This is a genomic window from Nakamurella endophytica (assembly GCF_014646215.1).
Lineage (GTDB): Bacteria > Actinomycetota > Actinomycetes > Mycobacteriales > Nakamurellaceae > Nakamurella > Nakamurella endophytica.
On record NZ_BMNA01000004.1, the window covers coordinates 70,336 to 77,957 of the forward strand.

General features: G+C 75.3%; 6 protein-coding genes. 1 reads left to right on the forward strand and 5 read right to left on the reverse strand.

Annotated elements, in window-relative coordinates; translation table 11 throughout:
* Window positions 1-69 precede the first annotated feature (69 nt).
* The 3 genes from IEY37_RS10900 to IEY37_RS10910 all read right to left on the reverse strand — a co-directional run bounded on the left by IEY37_RS10900 (window position 70) and on the right by IEY37_RS10910 (window position 3,503).
* Window positions 70-1,134 carry an FUSC family protein gene (locus IEY37_RS10900; RefSeq protein WP_188941600.1) on the reverse strand — a complete coding sequence of 355 codons (1,065 nt, stop codon included), beginning with the start codon at window positions 1,132-1,134 and terminating at the stop codon, window positions 70-72.
* The gene (locus IEY37_RS10905) at window positions 1,131-2,225 is read right to left on the reverse strand and encodes an aldose epimerase family protein (RefSeq protein ID WP_188941601.1); all 1,095 of its coding nucleotides are present in this window, start codon (window positions 2,223-2,225) and stop codon (window positions 1,131-1,133) included. The genes IEY37_RS10900 and IEY37_RS10905 overlap by 4 nt, the downstream gene beginning before the upstream one ends.
* 108 nt (window positions 2,226-2,333) lie before the next feature.
* Window positions 2,334-3,503, reverse strand: a complete 1,170-nt coding sequence (locus IEY37_RS10910; RefSeq protein ID WP_188941602.1) for an acyl-CoA dehydrogenase family protein — start codon at window positions 3,501-3,503, stop codon at window positions 2,334-2,336.
* A gap of 433 nt (window positions 3,504-3,936) precedes the next feature.
* Between IEY37_RS10910 and IEY37_RS10915 the strand changes: the two genes are divergently transcribed.
* Window positions 3,937-5,535 carry a xylulokinase gene (locus IEY37_RS10915; RefSeq protein ID WP_188941603.1) on the forward strand — a complete coding sequence of 533 codons (1,599 nt, stop codon included), beginning with the start codon at window positions 3,937-3,939 and terminating at the stop codon, window positions 5,533-5,535.
* A 60-nt stretch (window positions 5,536-5,595) separates the two neighbouring features.
* On the opposite strand, the gene purE is transcribed toward IEY37_RS10915, so the two are convergent.
* Window positions 5,596-6,081, reverse strand: coding sequence for a 5-(carboxyamino)imidazole ribonucleotide mutase (gene purE / locus IEY37_RS10920; RefSeq protein WP_188942296.1), 486 nt, complete (start codon window positions 6,079-6,081; stop codon window positions 5,596-5,598).
* Between the two features lie 68 nt (window positions 6,082-6,149).
* Complete coding sequence (locus tag IEY37_RS10925) at window positions 6,150-7,418, reverse strand: 5-(carboxyamino)imidazole ribonucleotide synthase (RefSeq protein WP_188941604.1); 1,269 nt, start codon at window positions 7,416-7,418, stop codon at window positions 6,150-6,152.
* Between the last annotated feature and the right edge of the window lie 204 nt (window positions 7,419-7,622).

Genomic DNA, 7,622 nt, shown 5'->3' on the forward strand with positions numbered 1-7,622 from the left:
GCGGCCCGGCGGATCGGCGGCCCGGCGGATCGGCGGATCGGCGGCCCGGCGGATCGGCCGGCGGGCCGCTCATCGATCCGGCTCGGCCTCCGGCGGCCCGATGATCCCGTCCGGGCCGGCGAGGTCGTCGAGCAGCCGCCGGAGCGGGTGCCGCACCACGACCGCGACCGCGTCGTGGTGCAGCGACCGGAACCGCATCCACGCCCGGGCCGCCGTCTCCAGTGAGTCCCGCTCCTCCCGGCCCGCCGCCCTGCCGGTGATGACCGCAGCCAGTGGCGTCGCCACCGCCCGGAGGTCGCCCCGCAGCAGTCCCCACCGGTCGCGGTGCCGCGGCTTGGCGGCCAGGTCGGCCAGGTCGCTGGCCAGCACCTCGACGTGCCGCGCCACCACGGACAGCGCCGCCACCGGCGCCGACAGGTCGGCGAGGGCGGCGCGGTACCGGCGTTGCAGCGGGGCCACGGTCGCCGTCCGCACCGCCCGGTCCAGGTCCGACCGCACCTGCACGGCCCGGACCACTCCGGCGGCGGCGTCCTGGGCCAGTGCCCGCAGGTCGGCCGACGGCCGCGTCGCCGGATCGGTGGCTCCCGGCAGCTCGGCGACATCGTGCAGGCAACGAGCGAGAACGGCACCCAGGTCGGCAATCTCCGCGCGCAGCACCCGCACCGGGTCCGGCGGCAGCAGGACGGCACCGAGCACCACGGTGACGGCGCCGCCGACGGCCGTCTCCCAGAGCCGGCTCCACGCGTACGCCTCGGGATCGGCGCCGGTGAGCGCGAAGACCAGCAACGCCGACACGGCCACCTGGATGTTCAGCGAGCCGCGCGGCGGCAGCACGGTGCCCAGCACCAGGCCCACGACGAGCAGCACGCAGACCGCCAGCAGCCCCGCGGGCAGCACCTGGAGGGTCGCCATCCCGACCAGCACGCCGGCCAGCACGCCGACGACCCGGGACAGCGACACGTGCGCCGCGGAGAACGGGTCGTCCCGCAGCGCGATCAGCGGGACCACGACCGCGTACACCGGAGGCCGCGCGGCCCCCAGCCAGCGGCACAGCTGCCACGCCACCGCGGCGGCCACGACGATCCGGACGACCTCGACGGCGGTGCGGCGCCACCCGCCGGTCCGGAGGGTCACGTCACCGGGTGCCGGCGTCGCCAGTCGGTGCCGCCGTGGGTGCCGCTGTCGGTGCCGCTGTCGGTGCCGAACCGGTAGACGGTCCGGTTGCGGTACTCCTCGCCCGGCCGGAGCACGGTGGACGGCCACTCGTCGTGGTGCGGCGAGTCCGGGAAGTGCTGCGGCTCCAGGCAGAACGCCTCGCTCTGCCGCACCAGGCCGGCGCGGCTGCGGACCGAGCCGTTCATCTTGTTCGCGGTGTAGAAGTTCACCCCCGGCTGGTCGGTGAGGACGTCCAGGGTGCGCCCGGACACCGGCTCGAGCACCCGGGCCGCCACCCGCAGCGGCGTGCCGGGCAGTGCCGCGACCGGCTGCTCGCCGCCGGACCCGTCCAGCACGAAGGTGTGGTCGTAGCCCAGCCCGAGCTGCAGCTGCGGGTCGGGGTCGTGCCAGCGCTCGCCGATCGCCCGGTCGGTGGTGAAGTCGAACGGCGTCCCCGGGACGGGGACGAGGTCGCCGGTCGGCACGGAGTCCTCGTCGATCGGCAGGTAGCGGTCGGCGAAGAACCGCAGCCGGTGGTCACCGATCGACCGCAGGCCGGCCCCGGTCCCGGCCAGGTTCCAGTAGGTGTGGTTGGTCATCACCAGCACTGTCGGCGCGTCCGTGGTGGCGTGGTGGTCCAGCACCAGGTCGCCGCCGGACACCGTGACGGTCACGGACACCTCGACGGTGCCGGGGAAGCCCATCTCGCCGTCCGGGCTGGTGCGCCGCAGCGTCACCCGCTGCCCGCCGGCGAGGTCCTCGACCGGGCCGGCGGTCCAGTCCTGCAGGCTCCAGCCGGCCGGCCCGCCGTGCAGCGTCACCGATCCCTCGTTGCGCGGCAACTCGACCGTGGTGCCGTCCAGCTCGAACCGGCCACCGGCGATCCGGCCGGCGAAGCGGCCGACGGTCGCGCCCTGGTAGGTGGTGTCCGCCCGCCACTGGGCGTCGGTGTCGAAGCCGATGGTCACGTCGTCGGGGACGCCGGTCCGGTCCGGCGCCCGGACGTACGCCACCCGGGCGCCGTAGGTGAGCAGTCCGACGGACAGGATGCCGCTGCGCAGTTCGATCACCGGACAGGTGTACCAGCCGGCCGGCGGGCCGCCACCCGGCGTCGGGTACCCGGCCCCACCGGGGTCGCGACGATCCGGCCGGCCCGGCCGCCGTGCGACGGCGGCCGGTCAGCGCAGCAGCGACCGCGCCATCACCAGGCGCTGGACCTGGTTCGTGCCCTCGTAGATCTGGGTGATCTTGGCGTCGCGCATCATCCGCTCGACCGGGAAGTCCCGGGTGTACCCGGCGCCGCCGAGCAGCTGCACCGCGTCGGTGGTGACCTGCATGGCGGTGTCCGACGCCAGGGTCTTGGCCGCCGACGCCAGGAAGCCGCGGTTGGCGTCGCCCCGCTCGGTCGCCGCGGCGGCCTGGTAGACGAGGGTGCGGGCGGCCTCCACGTGCATGGCCATGTCGGCGAGCATGAACTGCAGCGCCTGGAACTCGGCCAGCCGCTTGCCGAACTGCTTGCGCTCCTTGACGTAGCCGATGGCCACGTCGAGCGCACCCTGCGCGATGCCGACGGCCTGCGCGCCGATGGTCGGCCGGGTGTGGTCGAGGGTGGCCAGCGCCGTCCGGAAGCCGGTGCCGGGCTCGCCGATGATCCGGTCGCCGGGGATCCGGCAGCGGTCGAAGTGGATCTCCCGGGTCGGCGAGCCTTTGATGCCGAGCTTGCGCTCCTTGGTGCCGACCGAGAACCCCGGGTCGTCGACGTGCACGACGAAGGCGCTGATCCCGGCCGCCGGCGACGCCGCGTCCGGGTCGGTCACCGCCATGACCGTGTACCAGGTCGACACCCCGGCATTGGTGATCCAGCACTTGGTGCCGTTGAGCACCCAGTCGTCGCCGTCCCGCACCGCTCGCGTGCGCATGGCCGCGGCGTCGCTGCCGGCCTCCCGCTCGGACAGCGCGTAGGAGGTCATCGCCTCGCCCGCCGCCACCGACGGCAGCACCTGCCGCTGCAGCTCGTCGGAGCCGGACAGGATCAGCGGCATGGTGCCGAGCTTGTTGACCGCCGGGATCAGCGACGACGACGCGCACACCCGGGCGACCTCCTCGATCACCACGACGGTGGCCACCGCGTCGGCGCCGGCCCCGCCGTACTCCTCGGGGATGTGCACCGCGTGCATGCCGGCGGCGGTCAGCGCCTTGCGCGCCTCCTCCGGGAACCGCTCGTGCTCGTCGACATCGGAGGCGTACGGCGCGATCTCGGCCTCGGCCAGCTCGCGGACGGCATCCCGGACGGCGCGGTGGTCCTCGGTCAGCCGGAACAGCTCGGAGTCGGTGCCGACGGTGCTCATTGCCTGCGGTCCTCTCACGCGGTGGCCGCAGCGCGCACCGGGGCACGGCGGTGCTACTGGCCGGTAACTTGGCAGTGTAGCCACGCCGGAACCGGCGTGTCGGGCACGGATCCCGCGGTCACGCCCCCGCTGCCGGCCGGCTCCCACTCGATGCCCGCGTCGTGGCACCCGGGGCCTGCGCCCGACCCGCCGCCGTCGCAGCCGATGGCCGACATGCCCGGCCCCGGGCGTGCGGTCCACCGTGCCGTCCACCGCGCGCCCCGCCGAACCCGCGGCGTACGAGGCCCCGTCCCCGGGCATGTGCGACGCTCGCAGCCCGGGGACCGCGGGCCGGTCGGTGCGCACCGACCGGCGACCCGTGGCACGGCCGTCCGGCGCGGGACCCTTCCCGCCGACCGGGACGGTGCGAACCGCGTGGACCAGGAGGAGACCGATGACCGACGGGACGTCCGGTGTGCGCCGGGCCATCACGGAACGACGCACCGCGCTGGGCATCGAGTTGGGCTCGACCCGGATCAAGGCGGTGCTGATCGGGCCCGACCACCGGCCGATCGCCAGCGGCGGGCACTCCTGGGAGAACCAGTACGTCGACGGCCTGTGGACGTACTCGCTGGACGCGGTGTGGGACGGCCTGCGGCGGTCCTACGCCGCGCTCCGACAGGACGTCCAGGACCGGCACGGGGTCGAGGTGACCGGGGTCGGGGCACTCGGGGTGTCGGCCATGATGCACGGCTACCTGGCCCTGGACGGCGCGGGTGAGCTGCTGGTCCCGTTCCGGACCTGGCGCAACACCAACACCGGCGTGGCGGCGGAACGGCTGGGCGCCGTCTTCGGCTGCAACATCCCGCACCGCTGGAGCGTCGCCCACCTCTACCAGGCGCTGCTGGACGGCGAGGAGCACACCGGCCGGATCGCCCAGCTCACCACGCTCGCCGGGTACGTGCACTGGCGGTTGACGGGCGAGAAGGTGCTGGGCGTCGGCGATGCCAGCGGCATGTTCCCGATCGACACGGCGACGGGCGACTACGACGCCACGATGCTCGCCCGGTTCGACGAGCTGGCCGCCCCGCTCGGGGCACCCGCCCGCCTGGTCGACCTGCTGCCCGCCGTCCGCACGGCCGGCCGACCCGCCGGACGGCTCACCGAGGACGGCGCGCGCCTGCTCGACCCGGCGGGGACGCTCGCCCACGGCACCGTCCTGTGCCCGCCGGAGGGCGACGCCGGCACCGGCATGGTCGCGACGAACTCCGTCGCCCCGCGCACCGGCAACGTCAGCGCCGGCACCAGCATCTTCGCCATGGTGGTGCTGGAGGAACCGCTCGAGGCGGTGCACCCGGAGCTCGACATGGTGACCACGCCGGCCGGCGACCTGGTGGCGATGGTGCACTGCAACAACGGGGCCAGCGAGCTGGACTCGTGGGCGTCGCTGTTCACCGAGTTCACCACCGCGCTGCAGCTGGGTGTCGACAAGGCGACCGTCTTCGAGACCCTGGTGCGGTCGGCGCTGGACGGCGAGAGCGACTGCGGCGGTCTGGTGGCCTACAACTTCCTGTCCGGGGAGCCGATCGTGGACCTGGACGAGGGCCGGCCGCTGCTGGTCCGCACCCCGGGGAGCCGGCTGACCCTGGCCAACTTCATGCGCAGCCAGCTGTTCGCCTCGCTGGCCACCCTGCGGATCGGCATGGACATCCTGCAGCGGCAGGAGCAGGTGGGGATCGACCGGATGTTCGCCCACGGCGGGCTGTTCCGCACCCGCGGTGTCGCCCAGCGCTTCCTGGCCGCCGCGGTCGACGCCCCGGTGTCCGTGGGCGACATCGCCACCGAAGGGGGCGCCTGGGGCATCGCCCTGCTGGCGTCCCTGGTGCAGGACTCCGGCGGCCGCACGCTCGCCGAGTTCCTGGACGAGGTGTTCGCCTCCGCCGCCCTGGAGACCCTGGACCCCGACCCCGCCGACGTCGCGGGCTTCGACGGGTTCGTGACGCGCTTCCGTGCGGCGCTCCCGGTCGAGGCGGCCGCCGTCCGCCACACCTGACGTCCCCCCACGGGGCCGCCGCCGGACGCCCGGCAGCTCCGCGGCGGTCCCCCGGCCGGGTCAGTGACCGGTGCGCTCGCGCAGCGCGCGGTCCTTGTCGAGCACCATCGACGCCAGGTGGTCGGAGAACCGGGCCAGCCGCGCCGCGAGCTCGCGGTCGGCGGGGCTGCCGCCGGTGGCCAGGATCCGCACCGCCAGCAGGCCAGCGTTGCGGGCGCCGCCGATCGAGACGGTGGCGACCGGGATGCCGGCCGGCATCTGCACGATGGACAGCAGCGAGTCCAGCCCGTCCAGCCGCGCCAGCGGCACCGGAACGCCGACCACCGGCAGCACGGTGGCGGCGGCGACCATCCCCGGCAGGTGGGCCGCGCCGCCCGCGCCGGCGATCACCACGCGCAGCCCCCGGCCGGCGGCCGCGCCGGCCCAGTCGAGCATCCGCTGCGGTGTGCGGTGCGCCGAGACGACGCCGACCTCCCACGGCACCCCGAACTCGTCGAGCAGCTCGCCGGCGGCGGACATCACCGACCAGTCCGAGTCGCTGCCCATCACCAGCCCGACGACCGGCGCGGCCGCTCCGGTCGCCGCGGCACCGCCCGCGGGCTCCGCCGCGCCGGTCACCGGTCGCCTCCGGCCTCGGCGGTGGCGGCCTCGTCGGACGACCAGCCGTCCGCCCAGACCCCGTCGCCGAGCCACTGCGCGGACAGCCGGGCCCGGCGGCGCAGCTCGGCGAGGTCGGAGCCGCAGACGTTGACGTGTCCGAGCTTGCGGCCGGGCCGGTAGCCCTTGCCGTACAGGTGCACCTTGACGTCCGGGAACCGGGCGGCCAGGTGGTGCACCCGCTCGTCGAGCGACACCGCCGCACCCGGCCCGTCGGCGGGGCCGCCGAGGACGTTGCCCATGACCGTCCAGGGCGCCACGGCGTCCGTCCGGCCCAGCGGGTAGTCCAGGACGGCCCGCAGGTGCTGCTCGAACTGTCCGGTGACGGAGCCGTCCATCGTCCAGTGGGCGGAGTTGTGCGGTCGCATGGCCAGCTCGTTGACCTGCAGGCCGTCCGGAGCCGCGGACGACACGGGGACGTCGAACAGCTCCACGGCCAGCACGCCGACGACGTCCAGGCGGTGGGCGACGGTCAAGGCCAGCCGGGTCGCCGCGGCCGCCCGGTCCTCCGGCAGCTCCGGTGCGGGCGCGACCACCTCGACGCAGATGCCGTCCTCCTGCACGGTCTCGACGACGGGCCACGCGGCGGCCTGGCCGAACGGCGACCGCGCCACCACCGCGGCGAGTTCCCGGCTCAGCGGGACGAGCTCCTCGAGCACCAGGTCGGGCACCGGCTCGAAGCCGGTGACGAGGTCCCGGACGGCGTCGGCGTCGCGGACGACCCACACCCCGCGGCCGTCGTACCCGCCGCGGGCCGTCTTGACCACCACCGGCCAGCCTGCGTCCCGGCCGAACGCGGTGACCCGGTCGACGACCTCGTCCGGGCCGGTCACGTCGTCGGAGGGCACCACCAGGTACCGGGGTACGGGGATCCCGAGATCGGAGAGCCGCTGCCGCATGACGGCCTTGTCCTGCGCGTAGCGCAGCGCCTCCGCCGACGGGTAGACGGTGTGGCCGCCGGCGGCCAGCGAGCGGATGTGGTCGCCGGGGACGTGCTCGTGGTCGAAGGTGACGACGTCGCAGCGTGCCGCGAACTCGCGCAGGGCGGCGAGGTCGAGATGGGAGCCCAGGCTGACGTCGGGCGCGACGAGCGCGGCGGAGTCGTCGGGGTGCTCGGCGAGGACGCGCAGCGACTGGCCGAGCGCGATGGCGGCCTGGTGCGTCATCCGGGCGAGCTGGCCACCGCCGACCATGCCCACGGTCGGGAGGCCGGTGCGACTGTCCACGAGCGCCGAGGGTAGCGGGCGCGCGCCGAGGCGCCGCGCGGTCCTGCGCGCCGGGGCGACGGTCGCGCCGGTGCAGTCACCGGGACCCGCGGGTCGGGGTCCGCGGGTCCCGGTGCAGCGATCCGCCGGGACCCCGCGGGGTCGGGGTCCCGCAGGGTCCCGGCAGGTGTGTCCGCCGGGAATCCGGGGGTCGGGGTCCCCGGA

Coding starts and splice junctions, on each gene's coding strand:
- IEY37_RS10910 (WP_188941602.1), bottom strand. CDS start 3,503: ATGAGCACCGTCGGCACCGACTCCGAGCTGTTCCGGCTGACCGAGGAC.
- purE (WP_188942296.1), bottom strand. CDS start 6,081: ATGGGCAGCGACTCGGACTGGTCGGTGATGTCCGCCGCCGGCGAGCTG.
- IEY37_RS10915 (WP_188941603.1), top strand. CDS start 3,937: ATGACCGACGGGACGTCCGGTGTGCGCCGGGCCATCACGGAACGACGC.